The organism is Granulibacter bethesdensis CGDNIH1 (genome assembly GCF_000014285.2).
Lineage (GTDB): Bacteria > Pseudomonadota > Alphaproteobacteria > Acetobacterales > Acetobacteraceae > Granulibacter > Granulibacter bethesdensis.
In genome coordinates this window covers 1212560-1235416 of the sequence record NC_008343.2, presented here as the reverse complement: position 1 = coordinate 1235416, position 22857 = coordinate 1212560, and the positions used below count along the sequence as shown (strand labels likewise).

Below are 22857 nucleotides of genomic sequence, written 5' to 3'. Positions count from 1 at the left end.
GGAAACAAAAAAGGTCAGGAAGCACTGCTTCCTGACCTGATCCTGTCTGCCGCCAGAAGGCAAGAGGGTGAAGAGCCCTGCTGCCTTCACAACGACACGATCCTGTTATCAGTGAACCGAGGTGATGGCGTTACGGTTCTGCGCCCATGCCTGTTCGTCATCGCCAACAGCGGTCGGGCGATCCTTGCCGTAGCTGATGGTGGTGATGCGGGAAGAGGCGACGCCCTTAGCCACCAGGAAGTCACGGGCGGCATTGGCACGACGCTGACCAAGGGCGAGGTTGTATTCTTCGGTGCCGCGATCATCGCAGTTACCGGCAACCTGCACGCTCACCTGCGGGTATTTCTGCAGCCAGGCAGACTGGCGATCCAGAGTCCCCTGGGCATCGGTGCTCAGGGAAGACTGGTTGAACGCATAGAATACGCGGTCACCAACGTTCTGGACCAGATCTTCCTGGCTGCCAGGAACAACACCGGTCGCAGTGGTGGAAGCACCTGCACCGCCCTGATTGGCAGACTGATCGCTACCGGAGCACGCCGCCAGAAGGGCGACAACGGCCATCGCGCCGAAAAGCTTGTAGTTCATTGCTTTTGTATCCCTACACAAATTGACAGGCTGTTTACGTGCGTTCCCGGTTTTTTTGCGAACAGGATTGATCCCGCCACGTCTTGCCAGGCGGATTATCGAATCATTACGCAATCGGTCAATATCTTCACCAGCACCTAAACGACTTCTCTCCAGATTTTAATCTTATCCAGCCAAAGGCGACCAGGCAGGATCACTGGCATCGGTCGGTGTTGGAACAGGACGTTCATTAAAGCCAGTAATATCGACAGAAACGAGCTTCTGCCGACCGCCGGAAGCAGACCAGAACATCAGCACACGGCCATTGGGGCAGAAAGTCGGCCCTTCGACATCGTATCCCTGCGCAAGAATACGTTCACCTGAGCCATCGGGTTTCATGACACCGATGTTCCAGGCCGAAGAGCCAAGCCGGGTAAACGCGATCAGATCACCGCGCGGAGACCAGACCGGTGTCGCATAACGTCCGCTGCCGAAGCTGATGCGCCGCACACCGGAGCCGTCGGCCCCCATGACATAAAGTTGCTGATCGCCCCCCCGGTCGGAGTTGAACACGATCTGGCTGCCATCCGGGCTGAAACACGGGCTGGTATCAATCGAGCCGGAATTTGTAAGCTGACGATGACCACCGCCACCAAGGCCGACCACGTAAATATCCGATCCGCCTCCCCGTGTCATCGACATCACCACACTGGAGCCATCAGGCGAGAAACGCGGCGCAAAGGTCATGCCCGGCCACTCGCCCAGCATCCGCTGGCCGCCCGTGGCAAGGTTGAACGTGTAAACGCGCGGGCGGTTATTGGCATAGCTCATGAAGACGATCTCATCCCGCGTAGGATGAAAACGTGGCGTCAGAACCATCCAGCTGCCATCGGTCAGATAGCGGTTATTCGCACTGTCCTGATCCATGACCGCCAGCCGCTTCGTGCGGTTGGTGCGTGGCCCGGTATTGGAGACATAGACGATCCGGGTATCGAAATAGCCTTTTTCGCCCAGCATCCGCTCATAAATCACATCAGCGATGATGTGGCTGATCCTGCGCCAGTTACCGGATGTCGTGGTGTAAGCTGTACCCTGAATCTGCTGCTGCGGAAGTACGTCCCACAGACGGAATTCAACGCGCACGCTGCCGCCACTGCCGGAAACATTGCCCGTCACCAGCGCCTGCGCACCGATGGCTCCCCAGCTCTGGAAGTTTGGCACATCCCCACTCTGCTGAGGATAGGCACCGGGTGCCACGATGCGGAACAGTCCGCTGCGTTCCAGATCGGCAGCGATGACACCGGCCATATCCTGCGCAAGCTGGGAACCGCCTCCAAAAGACGGAATGGCGATCGGGATCGGGGCAGTCCGGGCGCGATCCACATCAATGACGGCAGACTGGCCCGCGGCCTGCTGGGCCATAGCGGGACCTGCAAAACCCAGCGGTGCGGCAAGCGCCGCAGCGGAAAAGCCCAGCATATCACGCCGCCGCAGCCCCATAAGCTGCTCGGCTATGCGGTCCGGGATACGGTCTTCATGCGTCATTGCGATTCCTCCTGGAAGGATCTTGCCCTGTTAGGCAGGCATTTGTGTGGCAGAGCATCAAGCCTGTCACGTTCCAAGTCTGTCACGTTCCAAGCCCGGCTGGTTCATGGTCTGAAACGGAATTTGAAAGATGACGGTTTTCCGGCCAGCTCCGACGGCAATGGTAAAGTTGCACAGCGGCTGTCCAGTACCGCCCGTCTGGCCCGTTCAGCAAAGGCACGGAACACCGGATTACTCATTTTACCCGCTTCTGCCGGATCGATCGTGGCGCGATAAGCAATACCCCCCGGACGCGTATCGACATCCAGGATAACCGAGAAATCCTTCACGTTCTCAGCCCCGGCATCAATGGTCCAGCATTCGCGCACCCGATCACCCACCGCACCACGCTGCACGGCACTGAGCGAGGCAGTGTCATCAGAGGTCGGTGACCCTCCGCCATTTCGCCTTGCCCCTGATGCAGGATTGGGGTGAGCCGTCGGCGGTTTGGTCTGCTTCTGAAGCTTGGCCAGCGCCTTCTCCAGCGTATTTTCATTGGCCGGGCTGTCAGCAGCCGGATTTTTGGTCTCGTTCGGCTGATGCGTCTTGCTCGGCGGCGCCTCCACAGGCTTCGGCGGCGGAGGAATCGGCGATGGCGGCGCAGGCTGGGCTTGCTGCACCGGCCGCGGAGGCGCAGGCGGCGGAGGCGGTGCGACAGGCGACGGCTCCGGGCTTTCCTCACGCGGAGGCTGCGGCTCCGGCTGCACCGGCGAAGGCGCAGCAGGCGCCGAGGTCGGCGGAGGCGGCGGAGGGGGAGGTGGCGGGGGTGGAGGTTCCGTCGGCTGCGGCTTTGGCGGCTGAGTCGCCGTTTCCTTTTCGTCGTTATCCTCCCGGTCAGCCGGCGCAGCAACCTGACCGGATTGCTCCGCTTTCCGCGCCGTTTGCGCCGGCCCTTCGAACTCCACTTCGACCGATTTGTCTTCCGGCGGCGATGGGGGCGGCGTAAACGGAATCCCGATCATGATAATGGCCAGCACCAGCACGTGAACGGCAAAGGAAATCGCAGCCCCACGGCTCAGCGAGGGGTTCATGCGCCGCATGGCACCCTCCCCACCGCTCCGGCCATGACCATATCCCGCAGGAACACCCTCATCGTGTGTTTGCCATCACCTTCAGAGAATCAACGCTTGCCGGGTTTGGCAGAAGAGGCAGCAGGCGCAGTTTTTGCGTCCGAACCAGCCACTGCCGGGCCAGGCTGTTCAGCCAGCAGCGCCACCTTGGTAAAACCGCCCTGCGTGATGGTGCCCATCACCTGCATCACCGTTCCGTAGTTCACATCCTTGTCGCCACGCACGAAAATGCGGCGATCCTTGTTGTCCTGCGCCACGGCCTGCAGCTTGGCGACCAACTCGGGAAGCTGCACCTGATCGTTCTGGAAATAGACGCTGCCATCCGGCTTGATCGACACGGTCAGCGGGGTGTTGTCCTGATTGACCGGTGCGGCATTGGTCTTGGGCAGATCGACATTGACGCCGGAAGTCAGCATCGGTGCCGTCACCATGAACACGATCAGCAGCACCAGCATGACGTCAACCAGCGGCGTCACGTTGATTTCGGCCATGGGGCGGTAACGCCCTTTTCCGCGTCCGTTACCGCCGCCTACTGACATCGCCATGATAAATTCCTTGCTGACATTCGACGTGGTGCTGAGCAAAGCCCTGCTCAGGTCACGGGCGCTCTTCGGATTGACGGGAGAGAATCGCGCCGAATTCCGCCGCAAACGCTTCCAGCCTTGCTGCGAAACGCGCCATGTCGGTGCTCAGCTTGTTGTAGATCAGCACCGCAGGAATAGCGGCAACCAGCCCCATTGCAGTTGCAAACAGAGCTTCGGCAATGCCCGGCGCCACCACGGAAAGATTGGTGTTGTGCATGGCGGCAATGGAGGAGAAGGAGTTCATGATGCCCCACACCGTCCCGAACAGGCCGATAAACGGCGCTGTAGAGCCGACGGAAGCCAGAAACACCATCCAGCGTTCCAGCCGGTCCATTTCCCGCCCGATGGTCACACCCATGGCGCGATCGGTACGCTCCCTCACACCGGAGCGGCTGAAATCGGTCCCGGCAATCCGTGCCGTCCGTCGCCATTCACCCATGGCGGCACCGAACACGGCGGCGATTGGATTGGTCGGCTTGGCGCCTTCGGTTTCATAAAGCTCGTCCAGACTGCCGCCAGACCAGAAACGGTCCTCGAACGCATCGGCGGCCCTATTGGCCCGGCGCAGGCTGACATATTTGTCGATTGCCACGGCCCAGACCCAGATGCTGGCAAACAAAAGCAGCAGCATCACGATCTTCACGATGGCATCAGCTTGCAGGAACAAGCCGAGCAAGGACAGGTCGCCGCCAGCGGCGGCGTTACCTGCCAGATTGGTCGCTTCCACAGCGCGGTCCACTATTGCTCTCCCAAGGTCGGAACCGGGCTGGTACCCGATCTCGACAATTCATCCAATGCCTCTTTCCAGCGATCCGGCACGCGGGCCGGTTTCTGGTCATCAATTTTTACGCAGGCCAACCCGATACGCAGCAAGGCCCGCAATTCGCCCTCCGGCCCTTCCACCCTTTGTTCCAACTCAGCCGACGCCGCACCCATCGATTCGACGCGCGTTACCACCGTCAGAAGATCGTCGAGAAGCGCAGGTCTGCGATAATCGATCCTCACGCGACGCACCACAAACATCAGGCCGTGATCGTCCGTCAATTCCGCATGGGGCACGCCGCAATCCCGCAGCATTTCGGTCCGCGCCCGTTCCGCAAAGCGAAGATAATTGGCGTGATAGACGATGCCACCGGCATCCGTGTCCTCATAATAGATGCGGACAGGATAGTGATGGCGGCCTTCCATGATCATGGATAATTTCCTACGGCTTATTCATCTGCACTGCCATCGCGATGCAACAGGGTCAGCATATCCGGCTGGCCACCCGCTGCCGATGGGGGAGGCACCAGCCCAAGATGCCGCCAGCCCGCTTCACCCAGCATGCGTCCACGGCTGGTGCGCAGAATCAGCCCTTCCTGGATCAGATAAGGTTCGATAACATCTTCCAGCGTATCGCGCGCCTCGGCCAGAGCCGCCGCCAATGTCTCGACCCCGACCGGCCCACCGGCATGATGCACCGCGATCCGGTGCAGATAGCGCCGGTCCATCGCGTCCAGCCCCAGCGAATCCACCTCCAGCCGCTGAAGGGCCGCATCGGCGGTGGAGCGGTCGACAGGGGAGACACCCTGAACCATCGCGAAATCCCGCACCCGGCGCAGCAATCGTCCCGCAATACGTGGTGTCCCGCGGGAGCGCCGGGCAATTTCCGCAGCCCCTTCCCGGCTCAGATCAAAACCAAGCTTTTCTGCACCTCGCGACACGATCAGTTCCAGCTCGGAGGCCGTATAGAAAATCAGGCGCAGCGGGATGCCGAACCGATCCCGCAACGGTGTCGCCAGCAGCCCGGCCCGCGTCGTCGCCGCCACCAGCGTAAAAGGCGCCAGATCAATCCGCACCGAGCGCGCCGCCGGTCCCTCACCGATGATCAGATCGAGCTGAAAATCCTCCATGGCCGGATAGAGCACTTCCTCGATCGCGGGTTGAAGGCGATGAATTTCATCAATGAACAGAACGTCTCTCGGCTGAAGATTGGTCAGAATCGCCGCGAGATCCCCTGCCCGCTGGATCACAGGTCCGGAGGTAGCGCGAAACCCGACCCCCAACTCCCGCGAGACAATCTGCGCCAGCGTGGTCTTGCCCAGTCCCGGCGGGCCATGCAGCAGGACATGGTCCATCGCTTCTCCACGCGCTTTTGCGGCCTGAATGAAAATGGAGAGATTTTCCCGGCTGGCCCGCTGGCCGATAAATTCAGCCAGGGACTGCGGCCGCAGGGAGGCTTCCGCCGCATCATCCTCCAACCGGACACTGCTGACGGTCCGGTTCTCCTGATGAGGATCGTGTTCAGGCATAAGGCAGATCGTTTCCCGGATGATCAGCGAAGCGGTTAAAACAACAAATGATCAGTGTTATGCGGTTTTATGGATGAGGCATGGCCGCTACACTGTGCTGGACGAATCCTTCCTCCGCAATCTGGACAGGGATACGGCGCAAAAACAAGAACGAACAGGGGGTAAATCCTCTTTTCAGGGAGGTTGGCATATAGATGACGGATCCGGTCTCTTTCGATTCCGCCTTCAGGCAGGAATTGCATCGTCTTTTGCGCTGGCGTCGCGATGTGCGCCATTTCCGGCGCGAGCCCTTGCCAGTGGATACCCTGCCTCGCTTGCTGGCCGAAGCATGTCTTGCCCCTTCCGTCGGGTTGAGCGAGCCATGGCGCTTTGTACTGGTCGATGATGCAGTCCGCCGGGCCGCAATCCGTGCCAATTTCGAAACCAGCAATGCCGATGCCCTGTCAGCCCTGCAAAGCGATGGTAAAGAATCGCGTGCCCGGCTTTACGCACGGCTCAAACTGGCTGGACTGGACGATGCGCCGGTTCATCTCGCGGTGTTCTGCGAGCCTGATCCCGAACAAGGGCATGGCTTGGGGCGAAAGACCATGCCGGAAACCCTCGCCTACTCCACCGTGATGGCCATTCACACCTTCTGGCTGGCGGCAAGGGCGGAAGGGGTGGGCGTCGGCTGGGTGTCAATTCTCGACCCCGAGCCGATCAACGCCCTGCTGGATGTCCCTGCCCATTGGCAGCTGATTGGTTATCTGTGCGTCGGCTATCCGGTGAAGGAGAGTGAAACACCGGAACTGGAAGAGGTCGGCTGGGATCATGCAAGGCGCGATGCAGGGCTGCTGCATCGCTGATTCCCTTCAACCGGGTGCAAGCTCCCGCAGGCACTGGCGCAGGATGGCATCAAGCCCTGCCTCTTCGCCCAACGCCTCCCGCACCCGGCGGATCGCCGCCAGCGCTTCCGGCCTGCGGTAGCCGAGATTGAGCAGCGCCGATAATGTATCCTGCTCCACACCGCCTGCGGGAGCACTGAGCACCCCCACGCCGCCGATCGTCATCGGGCCGGAGGGCATGGCACCCACCTTGTCTTTCAATTCCGAGACAATCCGTGCCGCCAGTCTTGGCCCCACACCGCTGGCGCGGGTCAGGGCACGCTGATCACCGGCCATCAGCGCCGAAATCAGATCACCCGCCGACAAGGCTGACAGGATATTCAACCCCACTTTGGCCCCGACCCCCTGCACGGTGGTCAGCAGGCGGAACCAGTCCCGCTCTGCCGTGTCGATAAAGCCGAACAGGGTGATCGCATCTTCCCGCACCTGCGTTTCGATCAGCACTCGCGCCACCTCCGGCGCACGGGGCAGCGCCGCCAGGGTGCGGGAGGATGCATAGACCACATATCCCACGCCATTAACGTCGATCAGGCAGCGGTCCTCCTCCAGCCCATCCACCAGTCCGGTGAGGCGACCGATCATAAGTCCTGCTTCCTTCCCGTCATCATGCCATCACAGCACCGCGCGCCCATGCGGAACGGCTGGCCCGGTGATGAGCATGGCAGATTGCCACCGCCAGAGCATCCGCCGCATCGGCCCGTTTCAGCGTGGCGCCGGGCAGCAGACGCTGCACCATCATCTGCACCTGATCCTTGGTGGCCCCCCCTGTCCCGACCACGGCAAGCTTCACAGCCTTGGCGCCATATTCCGCAACGGGCACATTTCTCAGGGCCGGAGCCAGCAGTGCCACACCACGCGCATAGCCCAGCTTCAGCGTCGCCGTGCCGTTGCGGTTGACATAAGTTTCCTCGACCGCCGCCTCATCCGGATGGTACGTGACCAGAAGGCTGGTCAAAGTGTCATGCAGAACACGCAGCCGGGCGGGAACACTCTCGGTGCTGTCCGTCGCAATCACGCCATCGGCGATATGGCGCAAGCGGTTTCCGGTCGCCTCGATCACCCCCCAGCCGGTAAAGCGCAGGCCCGGATCAATGCCGAGCATCCGGACCGTTGCCTGAGCGGGAGGAGAAGCTGACAGCATCAGGCCGACAGAGCCTGCATCACATCATCCGGAATGTCGAAATTGGCATAGACTGCCTGAACATCATCATTGTCTTCCAGCACATCCAGCAACTTCAGCACGCTGGAGGCCTTGTCCTGATCCAGCGTCACCGTGGTACCGGGACGCCAGTCCAGCTTTGCGGCTTCCGGCGCGCCGAAACGGCTTTCCAGCACATCGCGAACGGCAAAGAAATCCTCCACAGAGGTGGTGATCTCATGCGTTTCCGCCGTACTCTCCACATTATCGGCCCCGGCCTCGATCGCGGCCTCCAGCATGTCATCAGCGCTGCCTGCCGAGGCAGGGAAACGGATGACGCCAACACGGCTGAACATAAAGGAGACAGAGTTGGTTTCCCCCAGCGCGCCACCATATTTGCTGAATGCCGAACGAACATCGGCAGCCGTGCGGTTGCGGTTATCGGTCAGGGCCTCGACAATCACTGCCACGCCGGCAGGGCCGTAGCCTTCATAGCGCACTTCCGCGTAATCATCGCCCTGCCCGGCCCCGGTCGCCTTCTTGATGGCGCGGTCAACCGTATCCTTGGGCATGTTAACCTCCCGCGCCCAGCTGATCGCGGCACGAAGGCGCGGATTGGAGGCCGGATCAGGCAGGCCCGAACGGGCTGAAACCGTGATTTCCCGGATGACTTTGGCAAACTCCCGCGCCCGGCGCGCATCCTGCGCGCCCTTGCGGTGCATGATATTTTTGAACTGACTATGGCCGGCCATCGCCGCAATCCCGCATTTCTGTCACTGTGTCATAAAAGCCGTGGGCCGGGTCTACAGCAGATTATCCTGCCCGGTAAACCGCCAGCCGTTCCTGCTGCTGTATCGGGCCTATGCGGAAAGGCTCGGTATCATCTGTGAAAGACGCCCCCCGATCCGGATGGGTTCTACCCTGACCGCATGACCGGTCGAATCATCACTCTCCACGAAAACACCGCACACTGTCGCCTCTCCTTCGGACGGCGCCAGACGCTCACCGGGTGTCTTGCGCCAGAATCGGCTAGCCGCAGCTTCCTTTCCCATACCGATCACACTGTCATAATCACCGCACATGCCGGCATCGGTCTGGTAGGCCGTGCCGCCCGGGAGAATCTGGTGGTCAGCCGTGGGAACGTGGGTATGCGTGCCGACGATTAACGTCGCCTGCCCGTCGAAACTATGGCCGAACGCCATTTTCTCGCTGGTCGCTTCTCCATGCACGTCGATCACGACCGCCTGAATACTGCCGCCCCCCGCAACACCACCCAGCTTGTAGCGTGACAACTCCTGTGCCGTCAGCCGAAACGGGCAATCCAGCGGGTCCATGAACAGGCGGCCCATCACATTCATGATGAGCGCCCGCCGTCCCCCTGACAGCTCCACCACCACGGCGCCCTGCCCAGGCGTGCCGGGAGGAAAGTTCAGCGGGCGCACCACCCGTTTTTCCTGACTGAGGAAGGGAATCAGCTCCTTCCGGTCCCATGCATGATTGCCGAGCGTGATCGCATCCGCGCCGGCATTGAGAAAATCACGAGCCATATCCGGCGCCAGACCAAAACCGTGGGAAGCATTTTCGCCATTCACCACGATCAGATCGGTCTGCAACCGGCTGCGGAGATCAGGCAGGACACGCAGCACCGCTTCCCGCCCTGAACGGCCAACCACGTCACCTAAAAATACAATGCGCATGGGCTTCGCGTGCCACGCCGCCCCCTGATTGTCCAGCGCTGCTTGTCTATCGGAACGAAGAGCCGGTAAAGCGTACATCCCATGATCGTCAAACAGCCTAATCGCGCCCTGATGCTGTTCACCCTGCGGGGATCGGTGCTGCCGGTCATCCTGCCCAAAGTTTCGTTGATCATGGCGATCTCCACGGTCCTGGCCATTATTCTGCATGCCCATCCGGGTGCCTATCCCGAATTCAGCAATGTGCCGTTCACCCTGTTTGGACTGGCTCTGTCGATCTTCCTCGGGTTCCGCAACAACGCCTGTTATGATCGTTGGTGGGAAGGACGGAAACTGTGGGGTGCGGTCGTGATCGAGATGCGGACCCTGGCACGGGATGTCATCGCTTTTCTTCCCACCGCGCATCGCGGCCGGACGCATGTCCTGAATCGGTGCATCGCTTATGCATACCTGCTGAAAGCAAGGCTACGGGATGAAGAGGGCCTTGATGAAACCAGGCGTTATCTCTCGGCTCAGGAGCATACCACCCTGCTTCCCATGCGTAACCGACCGGAAGCAATTTTGCGCAGCATCATGGAAGACGTCGCAGAATGGGGGCGTCAGGGTCTGATATCAGACATCACCATGATGACACTGGAGACACGCCTCCATGCCATTGGTGCTGCACAGGGCGGCTGCGAACGGATCGTCTCGGCAAGCACGCCTTTCGCCTACACGCTGCTGCTGCATCGGACCGCGTGGATTTTCTGCCTGCTGCTGCCATTTGGCTTCGTGTCCACCCTCGGTTTTGCAACTCCATTGTTGACCGGCGTGCTTGCCTACACGTTTTTCGGACTGGATGCGCTCAGCGACGAACTGGAACAGCCTTTCGGCCTGCATCAGAACGATCTGCCGCTGAATGCGATCGTGCGTGGCATCGAGATTGATTTGCTCGAAGCCCTGGGGGTTCAAGAGCTTCCAGAGCCTCTTACCCCGATCAATGGAGTGCTGACCTAATCCGGCTGTCGATCAGGGCAGAGGATCGTCTCCCGCTCCGTCACGATGGCGCGGAGTGGAAAATCCGTTGCCTCCACCGGCACGTCTTGCAGTTCGAACGCCGCGAAAGCGCAGCCGATGGCCTGCACCGAAGGCAGTGCGGCAAGGGTGCGATCGTAATAACCACCCCCATAACCAAGTCGGTTCCCGGTGCGGTCGAAGGCCAGAAGTGGCACCAGCACCGTTTCAGGAACAATCTCAGGCCCATCAGGGTGCAAGGTGCGGAAACGCCCTTCGATCATTGCCACGCCCGGAGTCCACTCGCGGAAAATCAGCTTTTCCCCTTTCTTCGTCGTCACCGGCAGGGCTATCCGATGTCCACGCGCATACAACGCCGCCATCAGAGGCCGCAGATCAAGTTCACCGGGAAGAGGCCAGAAAGCTGACACGATATGGCCTGGTAGGGGAGGAAGGTCGCGGAGCAGATTTTCACCCAGCGCTATCCCGGCCAAGGGATCGAGCGATTCGCGCAAGGCGTAGGCACGCTGGCGCAGGGCCTGCTTACGCCCCGCAAGGGACATGTCCTGATCAGCCAACACCATCACAACCGCGCCATAGTGCGAAAAAAGAAAAAGGGGAGCCACCCTGGCCGTTGGCGTATCATCCTCCTCAGACCTGCTAGAGCAGGTGGGCACCGGTTATCATGACCACGGCCATGACAGCGCCAGTTCCCGAGGGAATGCTTATCGGCCCGGGGGATTAATGTGCCTGACGCACCGGGCAGCTCCACAGCCCTTTTTAACGGTGGTTGAGCGAAGCCGCAATCTCTTCCGCACGCTCGGCCAGACGTCGCAGCCTTTCAATAAAGGCTGGATCATCCTGCACGGCAGGCACGCCCTCCTCATGCCGTGTCTCCCCGTAGGTGGCACGGCTGGGATCCTGGCGCAGCTGCCTGACTTCCCGGCGCAGATCGTGAATTTCGTCCGCCATGATCAAAGACGCCAGCACCAGCAAGCGTGCTTCCCCGCTCTGCCCGCCTTGCGACTTGATATTGTCGATCCGGTCCTCGACCTGCTGTGCCATGGCCTGGAGATGATGCTCCTGCCCGTCCTCACAGCCGACTGTGTAAGCGTATCCATTGATGCGCACCGTCACTTGCGCCATTTGCCTGTCCCTCCCAGAGACTGGCAGCCATCAGCCTCTGCCATGGAGTCTGGTGCCCAATGAGTCGAGCCCCGACCTGAAATGTCCCGGCTTACTGCCATGAATTATAATGAGGTGGGGTAAAATTCCCCCCCTCTTCCGTAGGCGTCCCATAGCTGACTGAATGGTATGAACCATCATATGCCTGAGGAGCAGGTGCGGATGCCGGTGAGGGAGGAGCCGCCATGTTGCCGGCTTCTGCTACGGCAGAGAAATCATTCGGCGCTTCATGAGGGACTGCCTCAACCGGGGGCGACGTTGTTTCCAGTTCAGGCAGTGCGGCCGGCCTGTCCTCGGCCAGCACCTCACGTAACTGTGTCACCAGATAATCGATCCGCGCAGCGAGATCCTCCAGCCTGGGATCGGGTCCCTGCTGAGGGAATGGCTGCCCCCTGGCCGTATTGGCGAGGCGATCCAGAGCAGCCTCGATCCGCGCAGTGGCTTCCACCGCATCAATCTTCCCGGCCATTGATCCTCCGCCGCCTACTTATTCCTGTCTTGCGTTGAAACCAGCCAACCGCTTGAAGGTCAAGCATGATTCGGTTCGGCGCAGTCATTGTCCATGGAATGGAAGATATCAGAAGGACACTTCGGCATGCCTCTGTCGCGCAAACCGGTGCAGGCTTGCTCTCCACACCGGGGGCACTGGCATCCGGCGGATGCGGTTGGTGGCTGGCTATGATGCAGGCCGCCGGCAAGGAGTTTCCCGATATTCCTTTTCAGTCGCTCGCGGATTGCGGGAATGCACCAGGATTGGCGGCAGCCCTTTTGCGGGCGACATGGCCCGTTGACGAAACCGTGACATGGCAATCGGGCGAGTCCCCGCCTCTGATGCTCATTCTCTCTCCTTCCCCCGCCAGTACGGCCATCGGTTTCATGGCGGAGTCGGCACGGATTCCCGTGATCTCCACACCGCCACCGGCCTTTCATCTGCCATTGAAGGGCGGACGAAACGGCACCACTCTTGAAACGCTGCTCACATGGCTCAAGACCCCGGCGTGACAGACGCGCTCCGCTGGGCTACGAGCGCGACAAAGCCCAAGCAGGAGAACGGCCCGATGCGTATCACGCCTGTCGTCAAATCGATCCTCGATAAATACGAGAGCGACAATCCGGGAACTAAAACCAACCTCGCCCGCATCCTGATGGAAGGGCGTCTGGGAGGAACCGGCAAGCTGGTCATTCTGCCGGTGGATCAAGGGTTTGAGCATGGCCCGGCCCGCAGTTTCGCCCCTAACCCCCCTGCCTACGACCCGCATTATCATTTCGATCTCGCTATCGAAGCCGGGCTGAGCGCCTATGCCGCGCCGCTGGGCATGATTGAGGCCGGCGCAGGCACCTATGCCGGCTCCATCCCGCTGATCCTGAAGGTCAATTCTTCCAACAGCCTCGCCGTTACCAAGGATCAGGCCGTCACCGGCACCGTGGCGGATGCGCTGCGTCTGGGCTGTTCCGCCATCGGTTTCACTATTTATCCGGGCAGCGAATATGCGTTCGACCAGATGGAAGAACTGCGTGAACTGGCCGAAGAAGCCAAATCCGCCGGTCTCGCCGTGGTGGTATGGAGCTATCCGCGCGGTCCGGAACTGGACAAAAAGGCCGAGACCGCACTCGATATCTGCGCCTATGCCGCGCATATGGCCGCCCTGCTCGGCGCCCACATCATCAAGGTGAAGCCGCCGACCGATGCGGTCAGCCTGCCAGCCGCGCAGAAAACCTATGAAACCCAGAACATCGACCGCTCCACTCTGGCCAAGCGCGTCGAGCACGTGATGCAGGCTTCCTTTGCGGGCCGCCGCATCGTCGTGTTCTCCGGCGGCGAAACCACGGGCACCGACCAGCTGCTGGATACCATCCGCGGTTTGCGGGATGGTGGTGCCAACGGTTCCATCATCGGCCGCAACACCTTCCAGCGCCCGCGTGCGGAAGCTCTGGAACTGCTTGGGAAGATCATTGATATCTTCCAGAACAAGGCCTGATAAGTGATGGACGAGCGCTGCAGGCTCTATCTGATCACGCCTCCGGCGCTCAATTCCGACAGCTTTGCCGATACGCTCGCCCGTGCGCTGGACGCGGGCGATGTCGGTGCGCTTCAAATCCGGCTTAAAAACCTTGATGATGATGCATTGCGCCATGCCATCGACCGGTTGCGCCCTGTTGCCCATGATCGCGGCGTTGCCGTCATCCTGAACGACCGCCCCGATCTGGTGGCGGCAACTGGTTGTGACGGTGCGCATATCGGGCAGGAAGATGGCGACGTCATCGCGGCACGGGCACTGCTGGGTGATCTGACTCTCGGCGTTTCCTGCCATGGCAGTCGCGATCTGGCGATGAGCGCGGGGGAAGCTGGCGCCGATTACGTCGCTTTCGGCGCATTCTACCCCTCCACTTCAAAAGAGGTCGTGCCGGAGGCAACCCCTGATCTGCTGACCTGGTGGTCGGAGATGATGGAGCTGCCGAGCGTTGCCATTGGCGGTATCGACCCAACCAATGCCGCCCCGCTGGTCAAGGCGGGAGCCGATTTTCTGGCTGTCATCGGCGCGGTCTGGAACCATCCTGATGGCCCCGATGCCGGGGTCAAGGCGCTGAATACCGCCATTCAGGCCGCTCTGACCGACGATCTGTAACGTCCCGATCTATTCCTCGGGTAACCACTGCACCTGCTGGATACGGTCCGCGCCGGAGGCCAGCATCGCCAGACGGTCAAATCCCATCGCAATCCCCGCCGCCTGCGGCATTCCAAAGGCGAGCGCGGCCAGAAAATCCTCGTCCAGCGGCCAGGTCTGTCCACCCAGCGCCTGCCGCCTGCTGCGGTCGATCAGGAAGCGCCGTCTCTGCTCCTCCGCATCAGTCAGCTCTACAAAGGCGTTGGCCAGTTCGATACCGCAGACAAACAGCTCGAACCGCTCTGCAACGCGGGGATCATTGGGGCAGGGTCGGGCCAGCGCTGCCTGCGCCACAGGCCAATGGGTTAGGAAAGTCGGGCGTTCCCGCCCCAGATGCGGCTCGATCCTGTCAAGCAGCAGGCGAAAGAACAGATCCTCCCAACCTTCTCCCTCACGCAACCTCACACCGGCCGCTTCAGAGAGGGCCGGAGCATTATCAGCCGTGGCGAGCACATCGGCACCCGTATAGCGGGTAAAGGCCTCGGCCACGGTCAGGATTTCCGGCTCCTCGATGCGGGTGATTACACCGCCGCTCGATACGACAGGCGGCAGGACCGAACACAGCAATTCCATCGTCTCGGCGATCAGATCGGTCATGGAACTGCCGGGACGGTACCATTCCAGCATGGTAAATTCCGCCGCATGACGGGCGCTGCCTTCACCGTTGCGCCAGACCCTGGCCATTTGAAAAATCGGCCCCGCCCCGGCCACCAACAACCGCTTCATGGCGAATTCGGGACTGGTATGCAGCCAGAGGGGCGTCACTACCCCATCCACTCCGATCCGCTCCGTCCGGAATGCCTGAAGATGGACTTCCTCACCAGGTGCAAGGACAGCACAGGGCGTCTCGACTTCAAGATAGGAGCGCGCCTCAAAAAACGCCCGCACGGCACGTGCCAGTGCAGCACGGCGGTGCAGAAAGGGAAGACGGTCCGCAAAGCGGTCCGGATGCCAGGTCGGTCTTGCCATATTAACTCTTTGCCAGCCCAGGCTCATTGCCGGAAGAGGTCTGAGAGCCTAGATGCTCTTCATGCCCGATGGTTCATGTCATGATACGAAACACGCCACTGAACGCCGTCCTTCGTCCACACCACGCAGCCTGCGTAGTCTGGCTGATCTGCGACGGGCCGGGCTGATTGATGACGAGGCACCGTTACAGGCGGTCGCCGCGCAATATGCTATTGCTATTCCCCCCGCGATGCAGGCGCTGATCACGGACCGACACGATCCGATCGGCCTGCAGGTGATTCCCGATCCGGCGGAAATGATCACCGCCCCCTATGAAAATGTTGATCCCATTGGGGATGATGCCCTGTCACCCGTGCCCGGCATCGTCCATCGTTATCCTGACCGTGCCCTGTTGAAGCCACTGCTCATCTGCCCGGTCTATTGCCGTTTCTGCTTCCGGCGGGAGCATGTCGGGCCGGATGGAGGCGTGCTTTCCGAGGAACAGCTAAGGATTGCTCTCGACTGGCTGGCTGGTCATCCCCAGATAAGGGAGGTCATTCTGACCGGCGGTGATCCGCTGATGCTTTCTCCAAGAAGATTATCTTTTATTATCAATGAATTAAATAATATTCCTCATATTGATATCATCCGTATCCACAGCCGCGTGCCGGTGGCTGATCCGGCTCTTGTCACGCAAGCCATGCTGGATGCTCTGGAAACGGATAAAGCCATGTTTCTGGTACTTCATACAAATAATGTTAAAGAACTGACTGATCTTGCAGCTTTATCAATTCAGTCTTTCCAACGTCGAGGCATCCCCGTGCTGAGCCAGACAGTCCTGCTGCGAGGGGTCAATGATTCTGCGGAAGCGTTGGAAGCGCTTTATCGCCGCATACTGCGTCTTCGGGTGAAGCCCTATTATCTGCACCAACTGGATGCCGCCCCCGGGACAGCAAGGTTCCGCGTACCGGTCGAGGAAGGACGCGCCATCCTTCATGCCTTGCGTGGCCGTATCAGCGGCCTTGCATGGCCCACTTACGTCATCGACATTCCCGGCGGATATGGGAAAGTACCCGTCGATCCGGATTATCTGGAGTCAGATGGCTCCGTCCGCGACATCAATGGCCACCGCCACATTTTGTCTGGAGAGGCTTTGCCATGACTGCATCCAAGCATCCTGCCCTGCGCGGCCTCTCTGTTTTATTGCTGCCTTGCGCTCTTGGCATCCTGCTGGCTGGCTGTGCCACTCAGGAGGAGATCATCAGCAATCAGGAAACCCTTATGTCTGCAGCGGGCTTTGTCATCAAACCCGTCAATACGCCGGAACGCCAGACCAGCCTTGCCACCCTGCCCCCCAACCGCATCGTCATGCAGCCATCCGGCGACAAGATGACGTTCCTGTATGCTGATCCGGTGGTGTGCAAATGCCTGTTCGTCGGTGATCAGCCTTCTTTCAGCCGCTATCAGCAGATGACGTTCCAGCAACGCCTGGCCAATCAGGCGCAGTCTACCGCCCTCGCCTACCAAAGCGCCTCCTTCGGCTGGGGGCCATGGGGCGGAGGACCATGGGGCTGGGGGTGGGGCGGCGGCATGTGGGGACCGGGCTGGGGGTGGTAACATTGCCCGGCGTGAAGTCCTCAATGCCGATGATCCCATATGCATAACGGCCCTAACCGTCATAACAGGTTGCCGGTTCTGGCGGTTCGGTCTAGACAGCCGCCCGTCCGGGATATTTCCGTCCCGGACACTCGTCTACATCCACCCGAGAGTTTAATGCCATGAAGCAGCAGGCAAACCTGATTCGTGCCGGTCAGGTGATCGAGCATGACGGACGCCGCTGGACCGTCCTGAAGCAGCAGATCATCACCCCCGGCAAAGGTGGTGCCTTCATTCAGGTGGAAATGCGCGATCTGAAAACCGGCAACAAGACCAATGAACGCTGGCGCACCGCCGACACGGTCGAACGTCTGATGACCGAGGAAAAGGATTACACCTATTCCTATACCGATGGTGACAATCTGGTTCTGATGGACCCTGAAACCTTTGAACAGGCACTGATCCCCGCCGAGATTCTGGGGGACGCAGTGGCCTTCCTGCAGGACAACATGCAGGTAACGGTCGATCTGGTCGAAGGCGATCCGGTGGCCATCCACCTGCCCGCTCAGGTGACGCTGGAAATTGTGGAAGCCGATCCGGTGGTGAAGGGGCAGACTGCGTCTTCTTCCTATAAGCCCGCCAAGCTGTCCAACGGCGTACGCGTCATGGTCCCGCCCTTTATCGAGGCCGGCGAACGCATCGTGGTCCGCACTGAAGACTCCACCTATGTGGAACGTGCGAAGTAATATCCGCACTGCATGATGATGCCCGTCCTGCCGCGCCGATGCTTTTCAGGCACGGCGGGGTGGCGTATCGAGTCATCCCGAGTTTGTTTTTTTCTCCGCCCGGAGCGCCAACGCATCATGGCCCTACGCCTGTCCCCTCATATGACCGTCATGCAGAACGCGGCCCAGCGTGCCGCCAAGCGGCTGCTGCGCGATTTCAACGAGGTGGAGCAGCTACAGGTCAGCGTGAAGGGGCCGTCGGACTTCGTCTCCCAGGCCGATCTGCGCTCGGAACAGTCGATCCGTGACGATCTGACCAAGGCACGCCCCGGTTACGCCCTGCTGATGGAAGAAAGCGGCGCGTCGGGTGGTGATAACTGGACATGGCGCTGGGTGGTCGATCCGCTGGACGGCACCACGAATTTCCTGCACGGCATTCCGCACTGGGCCATCAGCATCGGGCTGGAACGGCGTCTTCCCGATGGCAACACCGAGCTGGCCGCCGCCGTGGTCTATTCTCCCGCAGTTGATGAAATGTTCTGGGCGGAAAAAGGCGCAGGCGCCTTTCTGAACGAGCGTCGCCTCCGTGTCTCCGCACGACGGGAGCTGCACGATGCCGTGTTTGCCACCGGCATTCCTTTTGCCGCCGTGAGCGCCCCACGCCGTCTGGCTTTTGCCCGCACGCTCGGCACATTGATGCCGCAGGTGGCCGGTATCCGCCGCTTCGGCTCTGCCGCACTTGATCTCGCCTGGGTTGCGGCAGGGCGCTATGATGGATTCTGGGAACTTGGACTGAAACCTTGGGATGTTGCCGCCGGGCTGCTGCTGGTACGGGAGGCAGGTGGCTATGCCGTCGATCCAGCAGGTGGCGATCCGCTTCAGACCGGAGATGTCGTCGCCAGCAACGGCCATCTGCATTCCAAACTGCTTGATATCGTGCAGGATGGGGTAGCCGCATCCCGTACAAGTTGATTCATCGCTGTTCCATGGATTGAGTCTGGTCTGGAGAGCAGGATATGAATACCGCCATGAAGCGCATGATGCCGTATTCCCTTTTCTCCAGCCTCTCCCGAACCATGCTGACGGTCACGCTCGCAATGAGCGTGCCTGCGCCATTGCATGAAGCGCATGCCGAAGCACAAGTCGATACGCGTGCTCTGGATCAGTTGGACGGCAAGCCGGTGACGGGACAGCAGACCGACGAAGCAGTGACCAAGCATCCGTCACCCACCAAAAACAGCAAGAAACACAAAGCTGTATCCGGTAAGAAGACTTCTTCGAAAGAAGAGAATGCTAAAAAACCGGCGACACCGCCGCCTCCGGTAAAAATGCCGGCAACACCCCCTGTTGCCCCTGTTATTACCCCGCCCCTGCCTTCAGCACCCGACCATACCTCTCCGCCCGTGCCGCCACCTGTCGTGGCTGCGGATGCACCGGGGGGGCTGTCCACAACCGGTGAAGGATTGAGGGTTATGTTCGGCCCAGGTCGTTCCGACATCAGCCCCGCCACCAATGACGCGTTGCGGGAGGCTGCCCGGGAAGTCAGCAAGCTGTCGAATGAAAGCGTTACCATCCTCGCTTATGCCCCCGGCACCGCTGACGATCCATCCACCGCACGCCGCCTGTCCCTGTCCCGCGCCCTGACCATCAGAAGCGCCCTGATTGCGGCGGGCATGCCCTCAACCAAAATTTTTGTCCGCGCTCTCGGCAGCAATATCGGCAAAGGTCCTGCGGACAGAGCCGATATTATTCGAACCCAGCCGAGCAAGGCTCCTCCCCAATCTGACGCCAAACCTGACAGTAAACCGCCAGAACAACCTCTTCCGGCGCAAGGACACCCGTAATGAGCCTCGCGACCAGCTCGACACGTGCTTCCAATATGGTCAGGCCGGTTGCATATCTTCTCCGGATGCTTGCGTTTCTTGCTGCTGTCGGGGGAATTGCAGTTGCGCTGGAACCGGCGCTGAAGCCGATCTTTCTGCATAACCCGTATCTGAACGGGCTGATCCTGCTGATCCTTCTGCTCGGCATTATCTGGAACCTCCGGCAGGTAACCCGGCTGGAGCCTGAAGTGCGCTGGCTGGTATCCTTCCGGCGCGATCAGGCACCGGACAGCGCCAGCCAGCCCCGTCTGCTCGCCCCCATGGCCAGTATGCTGGTGACCAGGGCCGCCAGCACCACACGCCCGGGAGAAAAACGCTTTACCCTTTCCGCCTCGGCGATGCGATCGGTGCTCGATACGATTGCCAGCCGTCTGGATGAAAGCCGGGAACTGTCCCGCTATATGACCGGATTGCTGATTTTCCTCGGGTTGCTAGGCACGTTCTGGGGGCTGTTGCGCACCATTGGCGGGGTCAGTGACGTCATCTCCGGGATGTCGGTCAACGGATCCGGTGATGTGAACATGATGTTCGAGCAGCTGAAATCCGGACTGGCCCGCCCGATCGCCGGAATGGGCACCGCATTCTCCGCCAGCATGTTCGGTCTGTCCGGCGCATTGGTGCTGGGCTTTCTGGATCTGACCGCCGGACAGGCACAAAATCGCTTCTTCAATGAGCTGGAAGAGTGGCTGGCCGGGTTGACCCGTCTTTCCTCCGGCGCGCTCGGGGCAGATGGTGAAGGCAGCGTGCCGGTCTATGTACAGGCCCTGCTGGAACAGACCGCCGAAAACATGGAACGGCTTCAACAGACTCTCGCGCGGGGAGAGGAAAACCGTCAGGCCTCTCATCAGGCCCTGCTTGCATTGACCGAGCGGATCGGATCACTCTCCGACACAGTGCGTACCGGCCAGCAGATGATGGTCAAAATTGCGGAGGCCCAGAATCAGCTTACCCCGATCCTGCGCACTCTGAATGAACGATACGATGAAGAGCGCAGCCTGTCGGAACTGCTGCAAACCCATATGCGCGCTGTCGAAGCACTGTTGCAGCGTCAGATGATCGAGGCCGAACAGGGCCGCATTCAATCCACTGCCGAACTCCGCAACGATCTGCGCATCCTGACCCGCACGGTCGGCGCGCTGGCAGACGACGCGCAGGGCTGAGATGGCGCTTTCCCGGCGGCGCAACACCAGCGGCGAAAACCTTCATGTCTGGCCTGGCTATGTAGATGCCCTGTCTACCCTGCTGATGGTCATCATCTTTGTGCTGCTGGTCTTTGTTCTGGCACAGGCTTTTCTGTCCTACACGCTGGCCGGTAAGGAACACAGGCTTGATGAGCTGAACCGGCAGCTGGCCATCATTTCTCGTCAATTCGCGCTGGAGCAGCAACACAGCACGCAGCTTGCACACTCTCTTGAACGGTTACGCAATGAAGCGGCCGGGAAAGAAGCCGATATGGCCCGTCTGAGGACACAGACCGTCGTACTGGCCGAGCAGAAATCCCGTCTGGAAAGCCAGCTTGCCGGTCGTGATCAGGATGTAAAACGCGCCGAGGCAAAGCTTGCTGAACTGGACCAGACCATCCACAGCAAGGATACCGCTCTGGACAGGCTGCGTGACGATCTGGAAGCCATTCGCCGCCAACTTGCCGCCGTGCAGTCGGCCCTGGATGCATCGGAGAAAGAGTCCCAGTCCAAAGACCGCACCATCGCCGATCTCGGTATGCGCCTGAACGTCGCACTGGCCGAGAAAGTCGAGGAACTGAAAAAATATCGCAGCGAGTTTTTCGGCAAGTTGCGGGAAGTCCTGGCCGGGCGACCCGGGATTCAGGTGGTGGGCGATCGCTTCGTGTTTCAGAGTGATGTGCTGTTTCCATCCGGCAATGCCGATCTGACCGAACAAGGGCGCCAGCAGGTGAAGGATATCGCCGCCGCGCTGATCCAGCTGTCGAAAAAATTTCCGCCCAACGTCAACTGGCTGCTGCGGGTCGATGGGCATGCCGATCGGCAGAAAATGGTCAATGGCAAATTCGCTTCCAACTGGGAGCTATCGGCTCAACGCGCCATTAATGTGGCCCGGCTGCTGATCGAACAGGGTGTCCCCGGCAACCATGTCTCGGCTGACGCTTTCGCGGATTATCAGCCCGTCTCCCAGGGAGATAGCGAAGCTGATCTGGCAAAAAACCGGCGGATCGAGTTGCGTCTGACGGATCGCTGACCCGGTCAGGCAAAAAAAACGTGGTGCGACATATTTTGTTACGTGAGCGCCATTCTTTCGTCAGGCGTTACCCGTATATCCCGGCCGTTCAATGGCAGGAAGACTGTCTGAAACCACGGATCAACGCCTTTCGGAGCCATTTTTATGCCGTTCGCTCTTACGCCACGCGTCGTGCGCATCATGCGTGCCACAGTCGGTTTTATACTTGTCTTCAGCCTCTCCATGCTCGCGGGCATGACGGATGCCATCGGCTTTCTGTCGGTCGATGAATTCATGTCTTTCATGAGCGGCAATACCACACGGATGGGGGTGGCGCTCAGTCTGGAAAATATTGAGCGGTTCGAGCGTCTTGCGCTGGTCATCGCCATGTTTGTGGTCGGTAACGCTCTCGGTATGATGCTGAGCTACTCCACGCGCCGCCTGCGGATTCCAGTACTGATGCTGTTCATCAGCACCCTGCTGTGCATCGCCGCCGGCTGGCCGGGCGATGAAATGGGCACACCTTCTCTGGTTTGCGCGGTCATTGCGATGGGCGCGCTCAACAACGTGGTTGATAATGTCGAAGGGGTCGCTCTGGCGCTGACCTATGTCAGCGGCGCATTGTCGAAATTCGGGCGCGGGCTGGGGCGCTTCATGATGGGCGACCGCAATCTGGACTGGTTGGCGCAGATCGTCCCATGGGGGGGGCTGGTGGTCGGTGCCACCATCGGCGCCGCCCTTCAGGAACATTACGGGCGGCATGGTCTTTGGGCGTGCTTCGCGGTATCCCTCATCCTGACCACGACAACGGTGCTGATCCCCCGCGCCTGGCAGCGCCGCTTCGGTTAGTCCCTGCCGG

Annotated in this window: 28 protein-coding genes and 1 other RNA gene; 13 read left to right on the top strand and 16 right to left on the bottom strand. The window is 60.3% G+C overall.

Going from position 1 to position 22857, the window contains the following annotated elements; all coding sequences use genetic code 11:
* Positions 1-108 precede the first annotated feature (108 nt).
* The 7 genes from pal to ruvB form a co-directional block, all read right to left on the bottom strand.
* A complete protein-coding gene (gene pal / locus GBCGDNIH1_RS18045; protein WP_025319023.1) occupies positions 109-585 on the bottom strand; it encodes a peptidoglycan-associated lipoprotein Pal in 477 nt (158 codons plus the stop codon).
* A 165-nt stretch (positions 586-750) separates the two neighbouring features.
* Positions 751-2109, bottom strand: a complete 1359-nt coding sequence (gene tolB / locus GBCGDNIH1_RS18040) for a Tol-Pal system beta propeller repeat protein TolB (RefSeq protein WP_011631813.1) — start codon at positions 2107-2109, stop codon at positions 751-753.
* A 104-nt stretch (positions 2110-2213) separates the two neighbouring features.
* On the bottom strand, positions 2214-3188 hold the full coding sequence (locus GBCGDNIH1_RS18035) for a hypothetical protein (protein WP_011631812.1): 975 nt from the start codon (positions 3186-3188) through the stop codon (positions 2214-2216).
* Positions 3189-3268: 80 nt separating this feature from the next.
* A complete protein-coding gene (gene tolR, locus GBCGDNIH1_RS18030) occupies positions 3269-3763 on the bottom strand; it encodes a protein TolR (protein ID WP_025319025.1) in 495 nt (164 codons plus the stop codon).
* 52 nt (positions 3764-3815) lie between these two features.
* Positions 3816-4541 carry a protein TolQ gene (gene tolQ / locus GBCGDNIH1_RS18025; protein ID WP_011631810.1) on the bottom strand — a complete coding sequence of 242 codons (726 nt, stop codon included), beginning with the start codon at positions 4539-4541 and terminating at the stop codon, positions 3816-3818.
* Positions 4541-4996: a tol-pal system-associated acyl-CoA thioesterase gene (gene ybgC, locus GBCGDNIH1_RS18020; protein ID WP_011631809.1), complete on the bottom strand. Its 456-nt coding sequence runs from the start codon at positions 4994-4996 to the stop codon at positions 4541-4543. The genes tolQ and ybgC overlap by 1 nt, the downstream gene beginning before the upstream one ends.
* Before the next feature lie 17 nt (positions 4997-5013).
* Positions 5014-6093 carry a Holliday junction branch migration DNA helicase RuvB gene (gene ruvB / locus GBCGDNIH1_RS18015; RefSeq protein ID WP_011631808.1) on the bottom strand — a complete coding sequence of 360 codons (1080 nt, stop codon included), beginning with the start codon at positions 6091-6093 and terminating at the stop codon, positions 5014-5016.
* A gap of 194 nt (positions 6094-6287) precedes the next feature.
* Here ruvB and bluB point away from each other — a divergent pair, with 194 nt between their 5' ends.
* Positions 6288-6938: a 5,6-dimethylbenzimidazole synthase gene (bluB, locus tag GBCGDNIH1_RS18010; protein ID WP_011631807.1), complete on the top strand. Its 651-nt coding sequence runs from the start codon at positions 6288-6290 to the stop codon at positions 6936-6938.
* 6 nt (positions 6939-6944) lie between these two features.
* On the opposite strand, the gene ruvA is transcribed toward bluB, so the two are convergent.
* The 4 genes from ruvA to GBCGDNIH1_RS17990 all read right to left on the bottom strand — a co-directional run bounded on the left by ruvA (position 6945) and on the right by GBCGDNIH1_RS17990 (position 9812).
* Positions 6945-7559: a Holliday junction branch migration protein RuvA gene (gene ruvA, locus GBCGDNIH1_RS18005; RefSeq protein WP_011631806.1), complete on the bottom strand. Its 615-nt coding sequence runs from the start codon at positions 7557-7559 to the stop codon at positions 6945-6947.
* Positions 7560-7581: 22 nt separating this feature from the next.
* Entirely contained in the window at positions 7582-8118 is a 537-nt protein-coding gene (ruvC, locus tag GBCGDNIH1_RS18000) for a crossover junction endodeoxyribonuclease RuvC (protein ID WP_011631805.1), read from the bottom strand.
* On the bottom strand, positions 8118-8867 hold the full coding sequence (locus tag GBCGDNIH1_RS17995) for a YebC/PmpR family DNA-binding transcriptional regulator (protein ID WP_011631804.1): 750 nt from the start codon (positions 8865-8867) through the stop codon (positions 8118-8120). The genes ruvC and GBCGDNIH1_RS17995 overlap by 1 nt, the downstream gene beginning before the upstream one ends.
* A gap of 108 nt (positions 8868-8975) precedes the next feature.
* Positions 8976-9812, bottom strand: a complete 837-nt coding sequence (locus tag GBCGDNIH1_RS17990) for a TIGR00282 family metallophosphoesterase (RefSeq protein ID WP_011631803.1) — start codon at positions 9810-9812, stop codon at positions 8976-8978.
* Positions 9813-9893: 81 nt separating this feature from the next.
* On the opposite strand from GBCGDNIH1_RS17990, the gene GBCGDNIH1_RS17985 reads away from it, so the two are divergent.
* Entirely contained in the window at positions 9894-10805 is a 912-nt protein-coding gene (locus GBCGDNIH1_RS17985; protein WP_011631802.1) for a bestrophin family protein, read from the top strand.
* Here GBCGDNIH1_RS17985 and GBCGDNIH1_RS17980 read toward each other — a convergent pair.
* The 4 genes from GBCGDNIH1_RS17980 to GBCGDNIH1_RS17965 all read right to left on the bottom strand — a co-directional run bounded on the left by GBCGDNIH1_RS17980 (position 10802) and on the right by GBCGDNIH1_RS17965 (position 12456).
* Complete coding sequence (locus GBCGDNIH1_RS17980; RefSeq protein ID WP_043453860.1) at positions 10802-11386, bottom strand: 5-formyltetrahydrofolate cyclo-ligase; 585 nt, start codon at positions 11384-11386, stop codon at positions 10802-10804. The two genes, GBCGDNIH1_RS17985 and GBCGDNIH1_RS17980, sit on opposite strands and share 4 nt — an antisense overlap.
* A 31-nt stretch (positions 11387-11417) precedes the next feature.
* Positions 11418-11574: non-coding RNA, 6S RNA (gene ssrS, locus GBCGDNIH1_RS17975), on the bottom strand.
* 8 nt (positions 11575-11582) lie between these two features.
* Positions 11583-11948, bottom strand: coding sequence for a cell division protein ZapA (locus tag GBCGDNIH1_RS17970; RefSeq protein WP_011631800.1), 366 nt, complete (start codon positions 11946-11948; stop codon positions 11583-11585).
* Between the two features lie 91 nt (positions 11949-12039).
* Entirely contained in the window at positions 12040-12456 is a 417-nt protein-coding gene (locus GBCGDNIH1_RS17965; protein ID WP_011631799.1) for a hypothetical protein, read from the bottom strand.
* A 65-nt stretch (positions 12457-12521) separates the two neighbouring features.
* Between GBCGDNIH1_RS17965 and GBCGDNIH1_RS17960 the strand changes: the two genes are divergently transcribed.
* Genes GBCGDNIH1_RS17960 through thiE form a run of 3 tightly spaced genes read left to right on the top strand, consistent with a single transcriptional unit; the run spans position 12522 to position 14614 of the window.
* Positions 12522-12989, top strand: coding sequence for a hypothetical protein (locus GBCGDNIH1_RS17960; RefSeq protein ID WP_011631798.1), 468 nt, complete (start codon positions 12522-12524; stop codon positions 12987-12989).
* A 56-nt stretch (positions 12990-13045) separates the two neighbouring features.
* Positions 13046-13966: a class I fructose-bisphosphate aldolase gene (locus tag GBCGDNIH1_RS17955; RefSeq protein WP_025320722.1), complete on the top strand. Its 921-nt coding sequence runs from the start codon at positions 13046-13048 to the stop codon at positions 13964-13966.
* Between the two features lie 6 nt (positions 13967-13972).
* Entirely contained in the window at positions 13973-14614 is a 642-nt protein-coding gene (gene thiE, locus GBCGDNIH1_RS17950; protein ID WP_043452785.1) for a thiamine phosphate synthase, read from the top strand.
* A gap of 9 nt (positions 14615-14623) precedes the next feature.
* On the opposite strand, the gene epmA is transcribed toward thiE, so the two are convergent.
* Positions 14624-15622, bottom strand: a complete 999-nt coding sequence (gene epmA / locus GBCGDNIH1_RS17945) for an EF-P lysine aminoacylase EpmA (protein ID WP_025319033.1) — start codon at positions 15620-15622, stop codon at positions 14624-14626.
* 52 nt (positions 15623-15674) lie between these two features.
* Here epmA and GBCGDNIH1_RS17940 point away from each other — a divergent pair, with 52 nt between their 5' ends.
* The 8 genes from GBCGDNIH1_RS17940 to GBCGDNIH1_RS17905 all read left to right on the top strand — a co-directional run bounded on the left by GBCGDNIH1_RS17940 (position 15675) and on the right by GBCGDNIH1_RS17905 (position 22847).
* The gene (locus tag GBCGDNIH1_RS17940) at positions 15675-16763 is read left to right on the top strand and encodes a lysine-2,3-aminomutase-like protein (RefSeq protein WP_011631794.1); all 1089 of its coding nucleotides are present in this window, start codon (positions 15675-15677) and stop codon (positions 16761-16763) included.
* Positions 16760-17218, top strand: coding sequence for a hypothetical protein (locus tag GBCGDNIH1_RS17935; protein ID WP_011631793.1), 459 nt, complete (start codon positions 16760-16762; stop codon positions 17216-17218). The genes GBCGDNIH1_RS17940 and GBCGDNIH1_RS17935 overlap by 4 nt, the downstream gene beginning before the upstream one ends.
* 161 nt (positions 17219-17379) lie before the next feature.
* On the top strand, positions 17380-17943 hold the full coding sequence (gene efp / locus GBCGDNIH1_RS17930; protein ID WP_011631792.1) for an elongation factor P: 564 nt from the start codon (positions 17380-17382) through the stop codon (positions 17941-17943).
* A 117-nt stretch (positions 17944-18060) separates the two neighbouring features.
* Complete coding sequence (locus GBCGDNIH1_RS17925) at positions 18061-18894, top strand: inositol monophosphatase family protein (RefSeq protein WP_072563901.1); 834 nt, start codon at positions 18061-18063, stop codon at positions 18892-18894.
* A gap of 44 nt (positions 18895-18938) precedes the next feature.
* Entirely contained in the window at positions 18939-19766 is an 828-nt protein-coding gene (locus GBCGDNIH1_RS17920) for an OmpA family protein (RefSeq protein ID WP_011631790.1), read from the top strand.
* On the top strand, positions 19766-20965 hold the full coding sequence (locus GBCGDNIH1_RS17915) for a hypothetical protein (RefSeq protein ID WP_011631789.1): 1200 nt from the start codon (positions 19766-19768) through the stop codon (positions 20963-20965). Before GBCGDNIH1_RS17920 ends, GBCGDNIH1_RS17915 begins: the two co-directional genes overlap by 1 nt.
* Before the next feature lies 1 nt (position 20966).
* Positions 20967-22019, top strand: coding sequence for a peptidoglycan -binding protein (locus GBCGDNIH1_RS17910; protein WP_011631788.1), 1053 nt, complete (start codon positions 20967-20969; stop codon positions 22017-22019).
* Positions 22020-22163: 144 nt separating this feature from the next.
* Positions 22164-22847, top strand: coding sequence for a YoaK family protein (locus GBCGDNIH1_RS17905; protein WP_011631787.1), 684 nt, complete (start codon positions 22164-22166; stop codon positions 22845-22847).
* The last annotated feature ends 10 nt before the right edge of the window (positions 22848-22857 follow it).